This is a genomic window from Streptomyces sp. SCL15-4 (assembly GCF_033366695.1).
GTDB lineage: Bacteria > Actinomycetota > Actinomycetes > Streptomycetales > Streptomycetaceae > Streptomyces.
In genome coordinates this window covers 6,507,191-6,525,384 of the sequence record NZ_JAOBTQ010000001.1, presented here as the reverse complement: position 1 = coordinate 6,525,384, position 18,194 = coordinate 6,507,191, and the positions used below count along the sequence as shown (strand labels likewise).

General features: G+C 74.1%; 13 protein-coding genes. 2 read left to right on the top strand and 11 right to left on the bottom strand.

From position 1 onward, the window contains the following. Nucleotides 1–105 precede the first annotated feature (105 nt). The 9 genes from SCK26_RS29235 to SCK26_RS29195 form a co-directional block, all read right to left on the bottom strand. On the bottom strand, nucleotides 106–1,074 hold the full coding sequence (locus SCK26_RS29235; RefSeq protein ID WP_318204328.1) for a DNA polymerase thumb domain-containing protein: 969 nt from the start codon (nucleotides 1,072–1,074) through the stop codon (nucleotides 106–108). Further along, entirely contained in the window at nucleotides 1,071–4,580 is a 3,510-nt protein-coding gene (locus SCK26_RS29230; protein WP_318204327.1) for a DNA polymerase III subunit alpha, read from the bottom strand. The genes SCK26_RS29235 and SCK26_RS29230 overlap by 4 nt, the downstream gene beginning before the upstream one ends. A gap of 202 nt (nucleotides 4,581–4,782) precedes the next feature. Then, on the bottom strand, nucleotides 4,783–5,685 hold the full coding sequence (locus tag SCK26_RS29225; RefSeq protein ID WP_318204326.1) for a S1 family peptidase: 903 nt from the start codon (nucleotides 5,683–5,685) through the stop codon (nucleotides 4,783–4,785). Nucleotides 5,686–5,924: 239 nt separating this feature from the next. Continuing rightward, a complete protein-coding gene (locus tag SCK26_RS29220; RefSeq protein ID WP_318204325.1) occupies nucleotides 5,925–6,707 on the bottom strand; it encodes a DUF1684 domain-containing protein in 783 nt (260 codons plus the stop codon). Nucleotide 6,708: 1 nt separating this feature from the next. Beyond that, entirely contained in the window at nucleotides 6,709–8,007 is a 1,299-nt protein-coding gene (locus tag SCK26_RS29215) for an NtaA/DmoA family FMN-dependent monooxygenase (RefSeq protein WP_318204324.1), read from the bottom strand. Continuing rightward, the gene (locus tag SCK26_RS29210) at nucleotides 8,004–9,122 is read right to left on the bottom strand and encodes an LLM class flavin-dependent oxidoreductase (RefSeq protein ID WP_318204323.1); all 1,119 of its coding nucleotides are present in this window, start codon (nucleotides 9,120–9,122) and stop codon (nucleotides 8,004–8,006) included. Before SCK26_RS29210 ends, SCK26_RS29215 begins: the two co-directional genes overlap by 4 nt. Nucleotides 9,123–9,348: 226 nt before the next feature. Beyond that, on the bottom strand, nucleotides 9,349–10,110 hold the full coding sequence (locus SCK26_RS29205; RefSeq protein WP_318204322.1) for an amino acid ABC transporter ATP-binding protein: 762 nt from the start codon (nucleotides 10,108–10,110) through the stop codon (nucleotides 9,349–9,351). Continuing rightward, nucleotides 10,107–11,900, bottom strand: coding sequence for an FAD/NAD(P)-binding protein (locus SCK26_RS29200; protein WP_318204321.1), 1,794 nt, complete (start codon nucleotides 11,898–11,900; stop codon nucleotides 10,107–10,109). The genes SCK26_RS29205 and SCK26_RS29200 overlap by 4 nt, the downstream gene beginning before the upstream one ends. Then, entirely contained in the window at nucleotides 11,897–12,754 is an 858-nt protein-coding gene (locus SCK26_RS29195) for an amino acid ABC transporter permease (protein ID WP_318204320.1), read from the bottom strand. Before SCK26_RS29195 ends, SCK26_RS29200 begins: the two co-directional genes overlap by 4 nt. Before the next feature lie 412 nt (nucleotides 12,755–13,166). Here SCK26_RS29195 and SCK26_RS29190 point away from each other — a divergent pair, with 412 nt between their 5' ends. Together SCK26_RS29190 and SCK26_RS29185 are read left to right on the top strand one after the other, a co-directional pair. After that, the gene (locus SCK26_RS29190; protein ID WP_318204319.1) at nucleotides 13,167–14,114 is read left to right on the top strand and encodes an ABC transporter substrate-binding protein; all 948 of its coding nucleotides are present in this window, start codon (nucleotides 13,167–13,169) and stop codon (nucleotides 14,112–14,114) included. A 287-nt stretch (nucleotides 14,115–14,401) separates the two neighbouring features. Then, nucleotides 14,402–14,839 carry a cell division protein SepF gene (locus SCK26_RS29185; RefSeq protein ID WP_318204318.1) on the top strand — a complete coding sequence of 146 codons (438 nt, stop codon included), beginning with the start codon at nucleotides 14,402–14,404 and terminating at the stop codon, nucleotides 14,837–14,839. Nucleotides 14,840–14,875: 36 nt separating this feature from the next. On the opposite strand, the gene SCK26_RS29180 is transcribed toward SCK26_RS29185, so the two are convergent. Further along, a complete protein-coding gene (locus SCK26_RS29180) occupies nucleotides 14,876–16,066 on the bottom strand; it encodes an acyl-CoA dehydrogenase family protein (protein ID WP_318204317.1) in 1,191 nt (396 codons plus the stop codon). 251 nt (nucleotides 16,067–16,317) lie between these two features. Further along, complete coding sequence (locus SCK26_RS29175) at nucleotides 16,318–17,943, bottom strand: MFS transporter (protein WP_318204316.1); 1,626 nt, start codon at nucleotides 17,941–17,943, stop codon at nucleotides 16,318–16,320. Nucleotides 17,944–18,194 lie beyond the last annotated feature (251 nt).

The window sequence follows — 18,194 nt, the reverse complement described above, 5'->3', positions numbered from 1 at the left end:
CACGGGATGCTGTTCACTCGTCAAGTTACGGACGAGTAGTCCGGCTGTGAAGTTACGCGGCGGTAAAAACTTGCAGTGCTAACCAATCGGGGAGCGCGCGGCGGATCAGGCCGCCAGGGTGCCCGGTACGACCGCGTGCGGGCCGAACCTCGCCCGGGCGCGGTCCGCAGCCTCTTCCAGGCGGCGGGCCTTTTCGTCCACGGGGTCGAAGGTGAGCTGGTGGGCGGCCTGGTCGGCGGGGGTCAGGTCCTCGGCGCGCAGGACGAGCGCGCGGACCCGGGCGCGTTGCAGACCCAGCGCCTCGTACATGCCGTAGGCCGTCCTCGTCAGGGCCGCCGAGTGCGCGGTCGGCTCCTTCAGGACGCGGCTGCGGGTGGTGGCGGAGCGGTCGGCGTAGCGCACGGTGAGGGTCAGGGTGCGGCAGACCTTCTCCACCGCGCGCAGCCGGGCGCCGATCTCCTCGGCGGCCGACAGCAGTGCCTTGCGGTGCCGGCCGGGGTCCAGCTCGTCGAGCGAGAAGGCCCGCTCCGTCATCAGCGAGCGCGAGACGCCGTTCGGGACGACCCGGCCGCGGTCGATGCCGCTCGCCCGCTCCCGCAGTTCCCGGCCCGCCCGCGCCCCGATCAGCCGCTGGAGCGTGGACAGCGGCGCGGCGGCGACCCGCCCCAGGGTGTCCAGGCCGTACTCGCCCAGGGTGCGGGCGGTCGCCGCGCCGACTCCGGGCAGCGCGGCGACGGGCCGGCCGGCGAGGAACTCGGCGACGGCGTCCGCCGGCACCGCGCGGGTCACGCCGGGCCGGGCCTCGCGCAGCGCCATCCGGGCCAGCATCGGGCCCGGACCGGCGCCGATCGCGCAGTCGACGCCGTACCGGGCGAGGGCCCGCACCCGGATCACCGAGGCCAGTTCCACCGCGTCGCGCCCGAAGTACCGCTCCGCGCCGCGCAGATCGGCCAGCGCCCCGTCCGGCGGCAGCGCCTGCACGACCGGGGTGAACTCCTCCAGCAGCCCGAGCAGCCCCGGCAGGGCCGCCTCGTACACCGGCGGCAGCTGGAAACGTACGCAGAGGATGGTCATCCCGCACTCCCCGGGCTCTGGTGCCACAACTTCCTTATCGCCGCGGGCCCTTGCGCGGTGCCCTCGCCCGCGGGCCGCAGATCGGCCCAGGGGTGCATCTCGTACCCCGTGGGCATGCGGATCGTCCGGTCCGCCATCGGGTCCGGGGCCGCGGAGCCGGCCGGCGCGGGCCGCCCCTCGGACCCGGCGACCCGGGCCCGGAGCGGACCGCCGTCGTCTCCTGCCGGCGGCCCGTCCGGGCCGGGCGGTGCGGCCAGCCGGGCCGCGACCCCGTCGAGCCCCTCCGCGCGCCGCACCTCCACCAGGTCGGCGAGGTTCCAGGCGGCGGAGCCGACCACGCTGAGGCTGCGCGGGCCGCGCCGCTGCACCACCCCGCGCACCAGCAGCAGCCAGGAGTGGAAGACGGTGTGGGCGCAGGCCTCGTGGGAGTCGTCGAAGAAGGCCAGGTCCACCAGCCCCGTGCCGTCGTCCAGGGTGGAGAAGACGACCCGCTTGCCGGAGCGGACGGGCGGGGTCTGGGTGGCCGCTTTGGCGCCCGCGACCAGCACGGTCTCGCCGTGCCGGGCCTCGCGCAGCCGGCGCGCGGAAACCACGCCCAGCTCCGTCAGGAACTCCCGGTGGTCGTCCATGAGATTGCGCGAGGCGTCCATGGACAGCACGCCCAGCTCGGCGCTGAGCCTCTCCGCCGAGGTCAGGTCCGGCAGCCCGGCCGGCGCGGTCTTCCGGCCGCCGGCCAGCGGGAGCTGGCCACCGCCGCCGCTCCGGGCGCCCCGGTGCAGCTCGGACAGGTGCAGTTGCAGATCGCGCCGGTTGGCGCCGAAGGCGTCCAGCGCGCCGACCTGGGCGAGCCGCTGGGCCAGCGGCCGGCTCGGCCGGGCCCGCTCCCAGAAGTCCACCAGCGAGGAGTACGGCTGCCCGTCCTCGATCCGCCGCGCCTCGGCCTCGCCGATGCCGTGGACGTCGCACAGCGCGAGCCGCAGCCCCCACACCGCCGGCGACTCGGACACCAGTTCGATCCGATGGGCGACGCCGGAGACGTTCACGTCCAGCGGCAGGATCGGCACCCCGCGCCGCCGGGCGTCGGCCAGCAGCAGCCGCTTCGGGTACATGCCGGGGTCGTGGGTGAGCAGCCCGGCGTAGAAGGCGGCCGGGTGATGGGCCTTCAGCCACGCCGACTGGTAGGTGGGCACGGCGAAGGCGACGGCGTGCGCCTTGCAGAAGCCGTACGACCCGAAGGCCTCCACGATCTCCCAGGTCCGCCCGATCGTCTCCGCGTCGTACCCCCGGGCCGCCGCCCGCCGGGCGAACCACACCCGGATCCGGCCCTGCGTCTCCGGGTCGGACAGCCCGCGCCGCACCCGGTCGGCCTCGCCCCGCCCGCAGCCGGTCATGACGGCGACGATGTCGATGACCTGCTCGTGGAAGACGACGACCCCGTACGTCCCCTTCAGCGGCTCCGCCAGGTCCGGGTGCGGGTAGCGCACCGGCGCCCGTCCGTGCCGCGCCTCGATGAAGGGCCGCACCATGTCGGCGGCGACCGGACCGGGCCGGAACAGCGAGATGTCGACGACCAGGTCGTGGAAGGTGCTCGGCTGGAGCCGTCCCACCAGGTCCCGCTGGCCGGGCGACTCGATCTGGAAGCAGCCCAGCGTCTCGGCGGACCGGATCAGCCGGTAGGTCTCCGGGTCGCCCGGCTCCACCGCGTCCAGGTCGATCCGCTCCCCGCTCGCCCGCTCCACCTCGGCGACCGCGTGCGCCATCGCCGACTGCATCCGCACGCCCAGGACGTCCAGCTTGAGCAGCCCGAGGTCCTCCACGTCCTCCTTGTCGAACTGGGCCATGGGCAGCCCCTCGCCGCTGGTCGGCACCACCGGCGTACGGGCGAGCAGGGAGGCGTCGGACAGCAGCACCCCGCACGGGTGCATGGCGATCCCGCGCGGCAGCGCGTCCAGCGCCTCGACCAGTTCCCACAGCCTGCCGTACTTCTCCTTCTCCCCCGCGAGCCGCCGCAGTTCGGGCAGTTCCGCCAGGGCCGCGCGGGCGTCGCGCGCCCGGATGTGCGGGAAGGACTTGGCGATCCGGTCGATCTCGGCCGGGTCCATGGACAGCGCGGCACCCACGTCCCGGACGGCGTGCCGGACCCGGTAGGTCTCCGGCATGGCGACGGTCGCCACCCGCTCGCCGCCGAACCGGCCGATGATCGCCCGGTAGACCTCCAGCCGCCGCGCGGACTCCACGTCGATGTCGATGTCCGGCAGCACCACCCGCTCCTTGGACAGGAAGCGTTCCATCAGCAGCCCGTGCTCGACCGGGTCGGCGTGCGCGATCCCGAGCAGGTGGTTGACGAGCGACCCGGCCCCGGAGCCGCGGGCGGCCACCCGGATGCCCATCGCCCGGATGTCGTCGACCACCTGGGCGACCGTCAGGAAGTAGGAGGCGAAGCCGTGGTGGGCGATGATGTCCAGCTCGTGGTGCATCCGCTCCCAGTACGCGCGCCGGCCGCCGTGGCCGAGCCGCAGCATGCCCGCCGCGGCCCGTGAGGCGAGGGCCCGCTGGGCGGTGCGCCGGCCGGCGCCGACGAGGTGCGGCTCGGGAAAGTGCACGCTGCCCATGCCCAGGTCGTCCTCGGGGTCGACCCGGCACTCGGCGGCGGTGGCCAGGGTCTGCTCCAGCAGCCGGCGGGCGGTCTGCCGCCGGTACCCGGCCGCCTCCACGATCCGTTCGGCGGTGTCCAGCATGGCCGGCCCGTCCTTCAGCCAGGCCTCGCCGGAGTCCAGCTCCCCGCGGGGGTCGATCGGCACCAGGCGCCGGGCCGCGTCCAGCACGTCGGCCACCGGCCCCTGCCCGGGGTCGGCGTACCGGACGGCGTTGCTGAGCACCGGCCGCACCCCCTGCTCGGCGGCGAACCCGACGGTACGGGCCGCCAGCCGCAGCGAGCCGGGGCCGGTGCCGGTGCGGCCGTGCCAGACGGTCTCCAGCCGCAGCGCGTCGCCGTAGACCTCGCGCCACGGGGCCAGCAGGGCCGCCGCCCGGTCGGGCCGGCCGGCGGCGAGCGCCCGGCCCACGTCCGAGTCCGGCCCGAGCAGCACCACCAGTGCGTCGCCCCGGTTGCCGGCCCACGGCAGCAGCGGGTTCCCCCCGCCCGCGTGCGCCGCGGTGACGAGCCGGCACAGGTCGGCCCAGCCGCGGGCGCCGTCCCGGGCGAGGAAGGTCACCCGGGGGTCCGACTCGTCCACGAAGGCGCCGCCGCGCACCGGGCTGCGCCGCTTGTCGCGGCGTACGGCCTCCCGCGCCGCCACCGCCAGGTTCACCCCGAACAGCGGGCGGACGCCCGCTGTGGCGCAGGCCTTGGCGAAGCGCACGGTTCCGGCGAGGGTGTCGCGGTCGGTCAGGGCGAGGGCGTCCATGCCGCGCTCCGCGGCGCGCTCGGCCAGCCGCTCCGGGTGGGACGCCCCGTACCTCAGGGAGAACCCGGAGACGGTGTGCAGATGCGCGAAGCCCGGCACACCCACCTCCCGCACACATGAGCCCCGAAACGGTTCTCGAACATCAGTTCCCTACTGCTCTTCCCACCATACCTCCATTCCCGAACATCTGTACGATACCCGTTCGAGCCCCTCCGACCTGCGCAAACACCCGCAGTGACGGCACGGCGAAGCCCCCGCACACCGGGGTGCGCGGGGGCCGGGGCCGGTAATGGGGAGCGCGTCAGAAGACGTGCACGCCGTAGGCGCTCAGCGCCTCGGTGACCGGCTGGAAGAACGTCGTGCCGCCGGAGGTGCAGTCGCCGCTGCCGCCCGAGGTCAGGCCGTAGGCCGTGGTGCCGCCGTACAGCGGGCCGCCGGAGTCGCCGGGCTCGGCGCACACGGTGGTCTGGATCAGGCCGGAGACGATGTCGCCGCCGCCGTAGTTGACCGTGGCGTTGAGGGCGGTGACCCGGCCGCTGTGCGTACCGGTCGTGGACCCGCGCCGGTAGACGGTCGTGCCCACCGACGGCGTGGCCGCGCTGGTGATGTCCTGGCTGCCCACGGCACCCGACTTGGTCACCGAGCTGTTGGTGTAGCGCACGAGACCGTAGTCGTTGCCGGGGAAGCTGGAGCCGGCCGTGGTGCCGAGCGTGGTGGTGTGGGAGGAGTTCGACCACCAGGTGCCCGCGCCGTCGGTGCAGTGCCCGGCGGTCAGGAAGTAGTAGTTGCCGCTGGAGTCCTGGACGTTGAAGCCCAGCGAGCAGCGCCAGCTGCTCGCGTAGATGGCGTCGCCGCCGGAGATCAGCTTGTTGAACGTGCCCGGCGTGTGCTTGATCACCAGGGCGTCCGCGTCGCCGCCGGCCTGCTTCTTGATCTTGGCGATCTCGGCCTGGGACACCGTGCTGTCGACGGTGACGACGACGCGGTTGGTCTTGGCGTCCACCGCCCAGGCCGTGCCGGGGACGTCGGCCTGGCGGACGGAGTCGCTCGCCTTGGTGAGCTGGGTGGCGCTGAAGGCGTGAGCGTCACTGGCGTTCGCGGTGGGGGCGGCGAACGCCGCCGCGGCAAGGAAGCCCGCGGCCACGGCCGTCAGCTGGATCCGTCTCGCGGTGCCACCGCGGGGAGTGGTGCGCTTGATCCTCACTTGTCGTTCCCCTCCAAGGGAAGTCGGGGGCCCGCGTGGGGTCGGGGCCCGTGAGGCGCAGCCAGGAGCGAGCCCGACCGGGTTGTGATGTACATGCCCCTGACAAGCGCTGGGGTGGAGTATTCGGCCGAACGGCCGGTCGGCACAAGGGTGCCTTTCGGCCGTCGGCCCGGAACCACCCGAACGCCCCGAGGACGGCACCCGGCCGGCCCGGACGTCCCGGGCCGGCGCACCAGGGCTCAGCTCAGCCGGCGCTCCCCCGCCTCGACCGCCACGTCCAGCGTGTTGCCGGGGGCCGGCAGCGGGCAGATGAAGTGGCCGGCGAAGGCGCACGGCGGGAGCTGTGCGCGGTTGAAGTCGACGGTCGTGCGCCCCTCGGCGTCCGGCGCCGCCGGGAAGAGGAAGCGGAACCGGAAGCTGGTGTCGCCGCTGGTGGCGTCCGCGAACACCGCCCACAGTCCGCCGTCCGCCCGCTGCGCGACCTTCAGCGTCCGCTCCCGGCCGGCCAGCGAGAACGCCAGCTCGCCGGCGAGGTCGAAGCCGCGCTCGCGGCCGTCGGCGTTGCCGAGCCGGATGGTGCGCGTGCCGTCGTACGGCGTGAACCGGCCCGGCACCGACCAGCGGGGGTCGTAGGGGCCGGCCTCGATGCCGCGGAAGGCCCGCCGGGCGGCGGAGTCCGGATCGAACACCCGCACCCCCCACACTCCCTCGCGCACCAAAACGACCAGCCGTTTCTCCCCCAGCGCGACCCGCGACCCGGACTCCGGGCCGCTGTCGGCGGCCAGCCTGGTCCCGCCCGCGAAGGGCCGGCCGGCCACGGTCAGGCCGTCGGCCTCGGTGGCGGTGAGCACCACCCCGTCCTCCTGCGCCACCCACTTCCCGGGAATGTCCGGAAGTCGACCATCCGGATGGTCCTCCAGCCAGTGCGTCGCGGTCAGCGCGAGCGGGCCGTAGGGCGCCGAGACGCTCTCCACCCGGTCCTCGTGCCACTGCTTCCAGGCGTCGGACGCGTCCGTCGTCATCTCATCGGTTCCTTTCCTCTGTCTCATCTGTCGTCCCTCCCGGCACCCCGAGATGGGAGCGGAGCGTGCGGCCCCGGTATTCCGTGCGGAAGGCGGAGCGCTCCTGGAGCAGCGGCACCACCCGGTCCACGAACTCCTCCAGGCCGCCGGCCGGGAGCTGCGGGACCAGGAGGAAGCCGTCGGCGGCCCCCTCCTCGGCGTACCGGTGCAGGTCGGCGGCGACCGTGCCGGGCGTGCCCACGAAGGACTGCCGGCCGCTCGCCTCGATCACGGTCTCCCGCAGGGAGAGCCCCTTCTCCTCGGCCAGCGCCCGCCAGCGCGCGGCGAGCGCGCGCGTACGGCGGTCCCGGGCGCGGGGCTCGGACCGGGGCAACGGGCCGTCGGGGTCGTAGCCGGACAGGTCCGTTCCCCAGATCCGCTCCACCGCGTACAGCGCGTGGCGCGGACCGATCAGCTGCCGCCGGATCCCGGCGGCCCGCTCCTGTGCCGCGGCCGCGGTGTCGCCGAGGACGACGGTGATCCGGGACATCACCTTCAGGTCTCCGGGACCACGGCCGTACGCCGCGAGCCGCCGTTTGACGTCGGCGTAGCGGGCGCGGGCCGGTCCCGGCGGGGCGTGCCGGACGAGGAGCACGTCGGCCGAGGCCGCGGCCAGCTCCCGGGCCCGCTCGGACTCCCCGGACCGGATCACCACGGGGTGGCCCTGCGGCGAGCGGGGCAGTCCGAACTCGCCCGCGATGTCGAAGTGCCGGCCCCGGTGGACGAACGGCCGGGGCGCTCCGCCGGGGCTCCAGGAGTCCCACAACCGCCCTGCCGCCAGGACGAGTTCGGCGGCACGGCCGTAGGGGTCGGGAGGGCCGCCGAAGCGGTGGCCCGCGCCGGCCGCCACCCGCCAGCCCGCCCGGCCCTCGCTCACGTGGTCCAGGGTGGCCAGCCTGCGGGCGAGGTCGTACGGCTCCGCGGCGGCGGCGTCGACCGTGGCGGCGAGGCCGAGCCGGGTGGTGACCCCGGCGAGCGCGGCGAGCACGGCGACCGGTTCCGGCCCGCCCACCGGGTCCAGTTCGTGCGGCCGCCCCCGGTGCTCGGGCAGCGGCGGCTCCTCGTCCAGCAGGAGGAAGTCGAACAAGCCGCGCTCGGCGGCGCCGGCGAGCCGTTCGAAGGAGGCGAACGCGACCCGCGAGCCGGCGCCCGCACCGGTCCACAGGGCGCCGGTCCCCACGCCGGCCGGATCACCGGCGCCCGGGCCGGCCGGGTCGGCGCCCGGTGGCACGGCCGCCAGGTGCAGCTGTCCCGCGGTCATGACGCTCCCCGGGCCGCGGCCGTCGCCCGGGACGCGGCGTACCGGTTGGCGGGCCGGGCCAGGCCCAGGTGCTCGCGCAGGGTGCTGCCCGGGTAGAAGGTGCGGAACAGGCCGCGGTGCTGGAGCAGCGCCACCGTGCCGTTGACCAGCCGCTCCAGATCGCGGCGCGGTTCGACCGGGACGAAGTGGAAGCCGTCGGTGACGCCCTCGGCGTGCCAGGCGGTCACCAGCTCCGCGAGGTCCACCGGGCCGCCCCGGTACAGCGGGCCGCGCGCGGTCGGGCGCGGCCCGCCGCCGCCCCCGAGTGCCCGGCCTCGCTCGAACAGGGGCGCGCCCCATCCGGGCTCGGCCGCGTACTCGCCGTCGCCGAGGTCCACCAGCAGGCTCACCAGCACGCGCAGCGCGTCCGGGTCCCGCCCGAACGCGGCCGCCTGCTCCCGCAGCCGGTCCCGTAAGTCCGCGGCCTGGGCGGGGGAGGCCGCCCGGACCAGGGCCACGTCGGCGTGGCGGGCGGCGACCGTGCGGGCGTCGCCGTCGGTGGCGTCGACCACGCGGATGGGGTGGCCCTGCGGCGGCCGGGGCATGGTCGAGGGGCCGCGGACCGAGAAGGCGCTCCCGGTGTAGTCGACGCGGTGCACCCGGTCCCCGTCCAGGAAGCGGCCGGTGGCCACGTCCCGGATCTCCGCGCCGTCCTCCCAGCTGTCCCACAGCCGCGCGGCCGCGTCGGCGGTCTCGCCCGCCTCCCGCCACAGGGCGTCGGCGGACGCCGCGGGCCGGCGGCCGAACAGCCGGGCTTCGTCCTCGGTGGCGGACACGTCGATCCGCCAGCCGGCCCGGCCCCGGCTGACCCAGTCCAGGGTGGCCACGGCGGCCTGCACCCGGAAGGGATCGGTGTGGGTGGTGGTGACCGTCGGCACCAGTCCGATCCGCCGGGTCGCCGGCGCCACCCGGCACAGCACGGCGAGCGCGTCGGGACCGGGCCGGCCGAAGGAGTCGTCCAGCGTCACGAAGTCCAGCCCGCCGCGCTCGGCGAGCCGCGCCGGCCCGGTGAACGCCCCGCCGTCGAACACCCCCGGCTGATCGAGCGCGGCGGCAAGATGCAACAGCCCCCTCATGCCGGCTCCCTCCCCACCACGGGCCGCTCCCGTACGTCCTGTCTCCGCCGCGTCCCTTGCCGCGGCCGTCCTTTCCGTCCCCGCTCCGGCCCCCGTCCCGGCTCCCGCCTCCACCGCGACGGCGAGCAGCCGCGACGCCACGGACCGGCGGCGCCGGACCCACCGCTCCCCCGGCCGCCGTCGGGCCCCTCGCCGCGACCGCGCCCCGCTCCGTCGGCAGCCACCCTCACAGCACCTTCGCCAGGAACGTCCGGGTCCGCTCCTCGCGCGGCGCGCCCAGCACCTGCTTCGGAGTGCCCTGCTCGACGATCCGTCCGTCGGCCATGAACACCACCGTGTCGGCGACCTCACGGGCGAACGCGATCTCGTGGGTGACGACGATCATCGTGGTGCCCTGCGCCGCCAGGTCCCGGATGACGTCCAGCACCTCGCCCACCAGTTCGGGATCGAGCGCGGACGTCGGCTCGTCGAACAGCAGCAGTCTCGGCTCCAGCGCGAGCGCCCGCGCGATGGCCACCCGCTGCTGCTGCCCGCCGGACAGCTGACGCGGATAGGCGCCCGCCTTGTCCGCGAGCCCGACCCGCTCCAGCAGCCGGTGCGCGCTCGCCACGGCCTCCTTGCGGGGCCGCTTCAGCGCGGACACCGGCGCCTCGATGACGTTCTCCAGGACGGTGAGGTGGGGGAAGAGGTTGAAGTTCTGGAAGACGAAGCCGATCCGGGTGCGCTGCCGCAGCACCTCGCGCTCGGGCAGCTCGTGCAGCTTGTTCCCGGCCCGCCGGTAGCCCATCAGCGCGCCGTCCACGCTGATCTGGCCCCGGTCCACCTTCTCCAGGTGGTTGATGGTGCGCAGCAGGGTGGACTTGCCGGAGCCGGAGGGGCCGAGCACGACGGTGACCTCACCGGCGCGCACCTGGAGGTCGATGCCCTTGAGCACCTCGAGCGAGCCGAAGCTCTTGTACACCGACCGGATGTCGACCATGACGCTCATCGCGTGAGCTCCTTCGCTGGTGCGGCGGCGTCCGGGACCGCGTCCGGTGCCGCCTGGGAGGTGAGGAAGAGCAGCGCCGCCCGGGCGGTCGCGTCGTTCTGCCGGAACGCGGGGCCGCCGGTGCGCGGCCGGGTGAACGCGCCGGGCGTGCGGGAGTCGGTGTACGGGCCGAGCGCGAACCGCCGGGGATGCGGGCGGCCGGCGGTGTCCAGGATGCGGCCGTCGCCGGGGTCGACGCGGAGCAGCCCTTCGGGCGTCTCGGCGGCGCCGTCGGCGCGCAGTTCGCGCAGCAGCCCGTCCCGGGTGCGGCCGACGGCGGGTTCGGGCAGCCGGGCCTCCACCAGCGCCCGGGCCGCGACGGAGAAGCCCGGCACGGTGGGGCTGGCGGCCCGGAACACCCCGTCCTCGGCGGTGACGGTCATGCCGGCCCCGACGAACCGGAGCAGCCCGGCCCGGGACAGCGCGAGCATCTGCCGCAGCCGGGGTCCGGGCGGCCCGGACGCCAGGTAGCTGAAGAACCCGTGCCACCAGGACCCGAGGTCGCCGAGCCGCACCAGTTGCCCGTAGACGGAGAGCAGCCCGAGGAAGACGGCCAGGTCCGGGCTGTGGGCGGGATCGTGCCGGCGGCGCAGGTCCGCCTCGATGTACTCCCGCAGCCCGTCCTGGAAGGCGTCGTGCGAGGCGTGGCGGACCCCGTCCAGCGGGCGGTCGAGCGCGGCGAGGTCGAGCCGGTCGGCCGGGTCGGGCACGGCGGCGGCGGCCAGCGCCCGCAGTTCGGCGGGAGCGTCGGCCGCCGCGTACCGCGCCTCGAACTCCCGCCAGGCCATCGCCGTGCGCCCGGGGTGGGCGGTGAACAGCCGGTGGTAGTGGGCGAAGCCCAGCTCCTTCTCGATCAGCGGCCACACATCGCGCCGGAAGTCCGGGCCGCCGGGGCGGGCCAGCAGGGCGTCCACCTCGGCGGGGCCGAAGAAGCGGGGCAGCGGCGGCCGGTCGCCGGTGAGGTCGTAGCCGATCTTCGAGTGGTACGGCACTCCGCGCCGGGAGCCGACGTAGAGCACCGGCTCCCGTCCCGAGGGCAGGTACCGCTCGCCCTCGTACCGTCCGCCGCGGCCCTCGGTGAGCAGGACCATCAGGTCGACGAAGGCCAGGCCGAAGCCGCGGACGAGGACGGGTTCGCCGGCCTTCAGCGCGGACAGGTCGCTGTCGGCGGTGAAGTCGGGCGGCAGGTGCACCAGGCCGTGGTCCCGGGCGTAAGCGGCCAGCGCGGCCTGCTCGCCGTCGAGTTCGGCGTCCAGGTGTCCCAGCGCGAGGATCACCAGGTCGGCGGTGAGCGGGCGCGGGCTCCCCGTGAGCCACACCTGCTGCCGGCCCTCGCGGGGGCCGCTGATCCTCAGGGCGCGCCGGGGGTGGTGGTGGACGGTGACGTTCGGGGGCAGGGCGGCCCGGGCCCGGTCGTACACCCAGCGCAGATAGCGGCCCTGGAGCCGCCGGTCGGGGAAGACCCGGCCGTCCAGCCCGGCCCACTCGTGCAGGGTGGGGCCCGGGCGCACCGGGCCGTCCATGACCACCGTGTCGTCGGTGAACATGGTGACGTCCTCGGCGTGCGAGTTCATCCACAGCAGCGGGGACTGCTCCTCGCGCCATATGCGTCCGCCGCCCGGCGGATGCGGGTCGACGAGGTGGATGTCCAGGCCCTCTCCCGCGTACAGCACGGGCGCGTTGGCGGCGAGGCGCTCGAGGATGCCGGTCCCCCGCGGCCCGGCTCCGACGATCACCAGCTGCTGCCTCATCGGGTCTTCTCCGTGCCGCGCGCGTAGCGCTTCTCGACGTAGTACTGGCCGATGCCGAGCAGCGAGGTGACCACGGCGTACCAGAGGGTGGCGACCATCAGCAGCGGGATCACCTGGTAGGTGCGGTGGTAGACCAACTGGGCGGAGAACAGCAGGTCGTTGACGGCGATGATGCTGACGATCGAGGTGCCCTTGAGGGTGCCGACCAGCATGTTGGCGGCGGGCGGCACGATGGAGCGCATCGCCTGTGGCAGAACGATTCGCCACCAGCGCCGCCCGCGGCCGAGACCGAGCGCCTGGGCGGCCTCGATCTGCCCGCGGTCGACGGAGAGGATGCCGCCGCGGACGACCTCGGCGGCGTAGGCGGCCTCGTGCAGGGTGAGGCCGACGATCGCGACGGCGACCGGGCTGAGCAGGTTGACGGTCTTCACGCCGAACACCTGCGGGTACAGCGCCCCGATGTTGAACCACAGCAGCAGCTGCACCAGGATCGGGATGGACCGGAACAGCCAGACGTAGCCCCAGCTGACCGCGCGCAGCACCGGGTTGGCGGACAGCCGGAACGCGGCGAGCAGGGTGCCGAGGGCGAAGCCGAGGGCCATCACCACGGCGGTCAGCCACAGCGTGAGCCACAGCCCGCGCAGGATGGCGTCCGAGGTGAAGTACTCGGCGACGACGTCCCACTGGAACGCCTTGTTGCGCAGGACGGAGTTGACGGCGAACCCGAGCAGCACGAGGACGGCGGCGGCGGCCGTCCACTGGCCGTAGCGGCGCTGCGGGACGATCCGCGGGACGTCGTCGGGCTCGGGGGTCTGGGATGCGGCGGGGACTTTGGCGAGGGTGTCGGATGACATGCGAAGGCTCCGTGACGCGTGAATCGTCGGAACGAAGGTGATGCCTTCACACGGGCGCGCCGCGCGGCGCGGATACGGCCGAGCCCCTCAGCAGGGCCGTGTGCCGAGAGTACGGGGGCGTTTCCGTCCGCTGTCAAGGCTGTCCATACTGTGAGCCGTACATCTCAAGTCAGTTGACGCGGAACCGGATGCCTGTTCCACTTGGCCCATGCATCCACAGCAGTGGCTGGTCACCCGCTCCCACATCGACTTCGGTCGCGTGTGGTCCTCTTCCTGTTGAGCTGACCCCCTGCGCGCGCCCGCCGTTTCGGCGGGCCTCCTCGCGTTCTCTTGCTCTCACCCCGCCTTCACACGCGCTCCCCTCCCCTCGCGCCTTCCGCACACCCGCCTGCTCTCAGGAGACCGCTGACCGATGCGTACGCCCATTTTTCGGCATGTCATACCCTTTACCGCCATCACCTCGGCCGCCCTGCTGCTCACCGCCTGCGGTTCCGGCTCCGGTGACACGGACGGTGCGGGTGCCTCCGGAGTAGCGGCCAAGAACGCCGGGATTCCCACCACGGACGTCGTCTCCGCCATCCGCGAGGACCCGGCGGCGGCGAAGCTGCTGCCCGCCGGCACCACCGGCCTCACCGTCGCGGTCAGCGTCGGCGGCACCCCGCCCGGCACCGCCTACCTGAGCGACGGCAAGACCCTGACCGGCCAGGACGTCGACTTCACCCGGGCGGTGGCCCGGGTGCTCGGCATCAAGCTGAAGGTGGAGCAGGCGAGCTTCGACGCGATTCTGCCCGCCCTGGACAGCGGCAAGTACGACTTCGGCGCGAGCAACTTCGGCGTCACCGACGAGCGCCGCAAGACCATCGACTTCGTCACCTACATCAACGACGGCCAGGGCTTCGCCACCCGCAAGGACAGCAAGCTGACGAAGATCACCGACCTGAAGCAGCTGTGCGGCCTGAACGTGGCGACGGGCGCCGGCACCACCTTCGAGGCCACGCTGGAGCGGAGCAGGCACGTGTGCTCCGACGCGGGCGAGAAGGCGTACCAGGTGCAGACCTACGGCGAGCAGAGCGCGCTGTGGTCCTCGCTCCAGCAGGGCCGCAGCGATGTGGTGATGTCAACGATCAACGGCCTGCGCTACGCCGTCGCCCATCAGGATGGTCTGAAGTTCCTCAACGAGTACCACCGCCTGGACGTCGGCTTCGCCTTCAAGAAGGGGTCCGAGCTGGCGCCGGCCTTCCGGGCGGCCGTCAACAAGCTGCTCTCCGACGGCTCCTACGAGCGGATTCTCAAGAAGTGGGGGACGACCGGCTCGGCGATCGAGGAGTCCCGCATCAGCCCGCCGGAACAGAAGAACTGACGGCTTCGGCGGGCCCCGGCGACCGGCCGGGGCCCGTCTGAGGCCCTGTCAGGATCACCCGGACGCACCTCCTCTCACCCGTCCGCCGGGAACAATCATATTTCACTCTCAGTCAGCAGCGGTATGACCCGCGACCCTTGGGGCACAAGGACTCTCGACGGAACGGCTGTGCACCAGTACCGTCACAAACCCCCCGCGCGGCGTCTATCCACTTGGCGCACCGTCCGCATCATGGATGACCATAGGGATGCGGAAAGCAAGAAGGACCGCTGTGAGAGGAGGCGTCCATGGGATCGGTACGCAAGGCGAGTGCATGGCTCGGCCTCGTCGACGACAACGATGACGAGCGCTATTACGACGACGACTACTCCGAGGGCACCGAGTCCGGGGCCGCCTGGGTCACCGACCCGCGCGTGCGGGTGGCCACGGACACCGCCGAGGAGAAGGGCCGCCGGATCGGCACGGTGACCCCGGACAGCTTCCGGGACGCCCGCGCGATCGGCGAACTGTTCCGGGACGGCGTCCCGGTCATCATGAACCTCACCAACATGGAGCCCGGCGACGCCAAGCGGGTCGTGGACTTCGCGGCCGGGCTCATCTTCGGGCTGCGCGGCTCGATCGACCGCGTGTCCAACCGGGTGTTCCTGCTCACCCCGGCCGACACGGAGATCATCAGCGGCGAGGCGTCCGCGCACCGCTCCGACGGCTTCTTCAACCAGAGCTGAGGCAGGGCCGCTCACGGCCCCGCCCTGCCAGGGGGCTCACCGGAAGGCGTCCAGCCCGGTGAGCGCCTTGCCCAGCACCAGCTGGTGCATCTCGACGGTGCCCTCGTACGTGAGCACCGACTCCAGATTGGTCGCGTGCCGCATCACCGGGTACTCCAGGGAGATCCCGTTGGCACCGAGGATCGTCCGCGCCGTACGGCAGATCTCGATGGCCTCGCGGACGTTGTTGAGTTTTCCGAAGCTGACCTGTTCCGGCCGCAGCCGGCCGGCGTCCATCCGCCGCCCCAGATGGTGGGCGAGCAGAATCCCCTTGTGCAGCTCCACCGCCATGTCGGCGAGCTTGGCCTGGGTGAGCTGGAAGCCGCCGATGGGCCGCCCGAACTGCTCCCGGGTCCGCGCGTAGTCCAGGGCCGCCTCGAAGCTGCTGCGCGCGGCGCCCATCGCGCCCCAGACGATGCCGTAGCGGGCGTGCGAGAGACAGCTGAGCGGTCCGCGCAGCCCGGTGACCTCCGGCAGCACGGCGGTGCCGGGCAGCCGTACGTCGTCCAGGACCAGTTCGCTGGTGACCGAGGCGCGCAGGGACCACTTGTGCTTGATCTCCGGCGCCGAGAAGCCGGGGCTGTCGGTGGGCACGACGAAGCCGCGGATGCCCTCCTCGGTCTGCGCCCAGACCACGGCCACCCCGGCGACCGAGCCGTTGGTGATCCACATCTTGCGGCCGCTGAGGACCCAGTCCTCGCCGTCGCGCTTGGCGTGGGTGCGCATCGAGGCGGGGTCGGAGCCGTGGTCGGGCTCGGTCAGCCCGAAGCAGCCGATCACCTCGCCGGCCGCCATGCGCGGCAGCCACTGCCGCTTCTGCTCCTCGCTGCCGAACCGGTGGATGGCGTACATCGCGAGCGAGCCCTGCACGGAGACCAGCGACCGGATGCCCGAGTCGGCCGCCTCCAGCTCCAGGCAGGCCAGGCCGTACTGCACGGCGCTCGCGCCCGCGCAGCCGTATCCGGTGAGCGACATGCCGAGCGCGCCGAGGGAGCCGAGTTCGCGGGCGAGGTCCCGGATGCCGGGCAGCTCGCCCTTCTCGTACCAGTCGGCGACGTACGGCAGGACGCGGTCGGCCGCCCAGCCGCGGACCGTGTCCCGGATCGCCAGGTCCTCCGGTTCCAGCAGATCGTCGATGCCGAGCGGGTCGGCGGCATCGAACGCGGGCAGCTTCGCGGACGCGGACATGAGACATCCTCCGGGACGGGCAACGCGACAAAACTAGCAGCGCTAGTTACGGCTTCTCCGGCCGACGTTACGACGCGGTGTCCCGCACGTCCAGAGCGGACCGGTGCGGGTCTCGCGCGCGCCGGGAGCGGGAGCGGGAGCGGCGCGGTGGCCCGCGGGTCCCGGACCGGGCCCGTGCGGGTGACCCGCGCGTCCACAGCCGGACCGGCACGAGCGACCCGCGCGTGCGGAGCGGGCCGTCCGGGGCCGGGTCAGGCGGTGACCCTCGGCTTGCCGGGAGACGGCTCGGCCTCCCGGGGTGCCGGCAGTCCCGCCTCGCCGTCGGCCGGTTCCCCGCCGCACTGCATGTCCCGCGGCAGCCGCAGCGCCAGCGCCGCGCCCAGCAGCAACAGGCCCGCGCTCACCAGCAGCGTCACGTGCAGCCCGTGCACGAAGGAGTCCCGCGCCGCCCGGCGCAGCGCGGCCCCGGCGGTCCCGCCGAGCCGGCCGGCCACCTCGTAGGCCTCGCCGAGGCTATGGCCCGCCGCGTCCGAGGCGTCCTGCGGCACACCCGGCACCGCGCGCAGCCCCGGCGCGTAGGCCGCGTTCATCACGCTGCCCAGCAGCGCGATGCCGATGCCCGCGCCGAGCTGGTACGACGTCTCGCCGATGGCCGCCGCGCCGCCCGCCCGGCCGGCCGGGGCCTCGCTGAGCATCGACTCGTACGCGCCGAAGAGAGTGGTCTCCAGGCCGAAGCCCAGCAGCACGAAACCGGCCAGCAGCAGCGGCGGGTCGTCGGTACCGCCCATCGCGGTCAGGGTCAGCACCGCGGCGGCCGTCAGGCAGAACCCGGCGCACACCATCCGGCGCGGCCCGAAGCGGCGCAGCACGCGCGCGCCCGCCAGGCCCGCCGCCATCGCGGCGACGGTCAGCGGCAGCAGCCTGAGGCCGGTCTCCAGCGGGGACAGGCCGAGCACCAGTTGCAGGTACTGGGCGGCGACCAGCTCCAGGCCGACCAGCGCGAGCATGGCCAGGACGATGCAGCCCACCGAGGTGCCGAACGCGGGCCGGGCGAACATCCGCAGTTCCACCAGCGGATGCGGGTGCCGCCGCTGGCGCCGCACGAAGAGGAGGAGGAGGGCCGCTCCGGCCAGCAGGGGCAGCCAGGTGGCCAGGCTCGTCGGCGCCTGGCCGCCGCCGAGCCGCTTCACTCCGAGGACGGCACCGAAGAGCCCGCCCGCCGCGAGCAGCGCGCCGGTCACGTCCCAGGGTCCGTCGGCCGTGCCCCGGGACTCCGGCAGCAGCATCCGGCCCACCGGAAGGCTGATCAGCATCAGCGGGATGTTGACCAGGAAGACCGAGCCCCACCAGAAGTGCTCCAGCAGGAAACCGCCGAGCAGCGGTCCGACCGCCGCGCCGACCGCCGCCACCGCGCTCCAGACGCCGATGGCGAGGGCGCGCTCGCGCCGGTCGGGGAAGACCTGACGGAGGATCGACAGCGTGGCCGGCATGATCATCGCGCCGCCGACGCCGAGCAGCGCGCGGGCGAGGACGAGCGCCGGCGCGCTCCAGGCGAACGCGGCCACGGCGGAGGCGACACCGAAGAGGCCGTAGCCGAGCAGCAGCACCCGTCTGCGGCCGACCCGGTCGCCCAGGGTGCCGAAGAGGATCAGCAGCGAGGCACAGACCAGTGGGTAGACGTCGACGATCCACAGCAGTTCCACGGCGCCGGGCCGGAGGTCCTCGGTGACGGCGGGGACCGCCACGTGCAGCACGGTGGCGTCGAGCGCGACGAGCAGCAGGCTGGCGCACAGGACGACGAGGACGACCCACCGGTCCGCACCGGCCCCGGCCGCCCGCCGCCGCTGCCGCACGGCGGCCGTGGTCGTCCCGGACATGTACGTACCTCCCAGATGATCCCTCGCGTGGGGCGGAGACGGGGTGGGGACTCCCTGTCGGACGGCCGGGGCGAGCGGTGGCCCCGGCCCGCGCGGAGCCACGCGAGTGACTCGTCAGCGTACGCGAGCCCGCCACGGGGTCACGTGGCGTACCTCTCACCCGCGCGAGGCGACCCGTGTGGCGTACGGCACGCCGTGCGTGCGCGCGGCGCGCGGCACGCGCCGGGCACGCGTCCGGACGCGCACGTCCC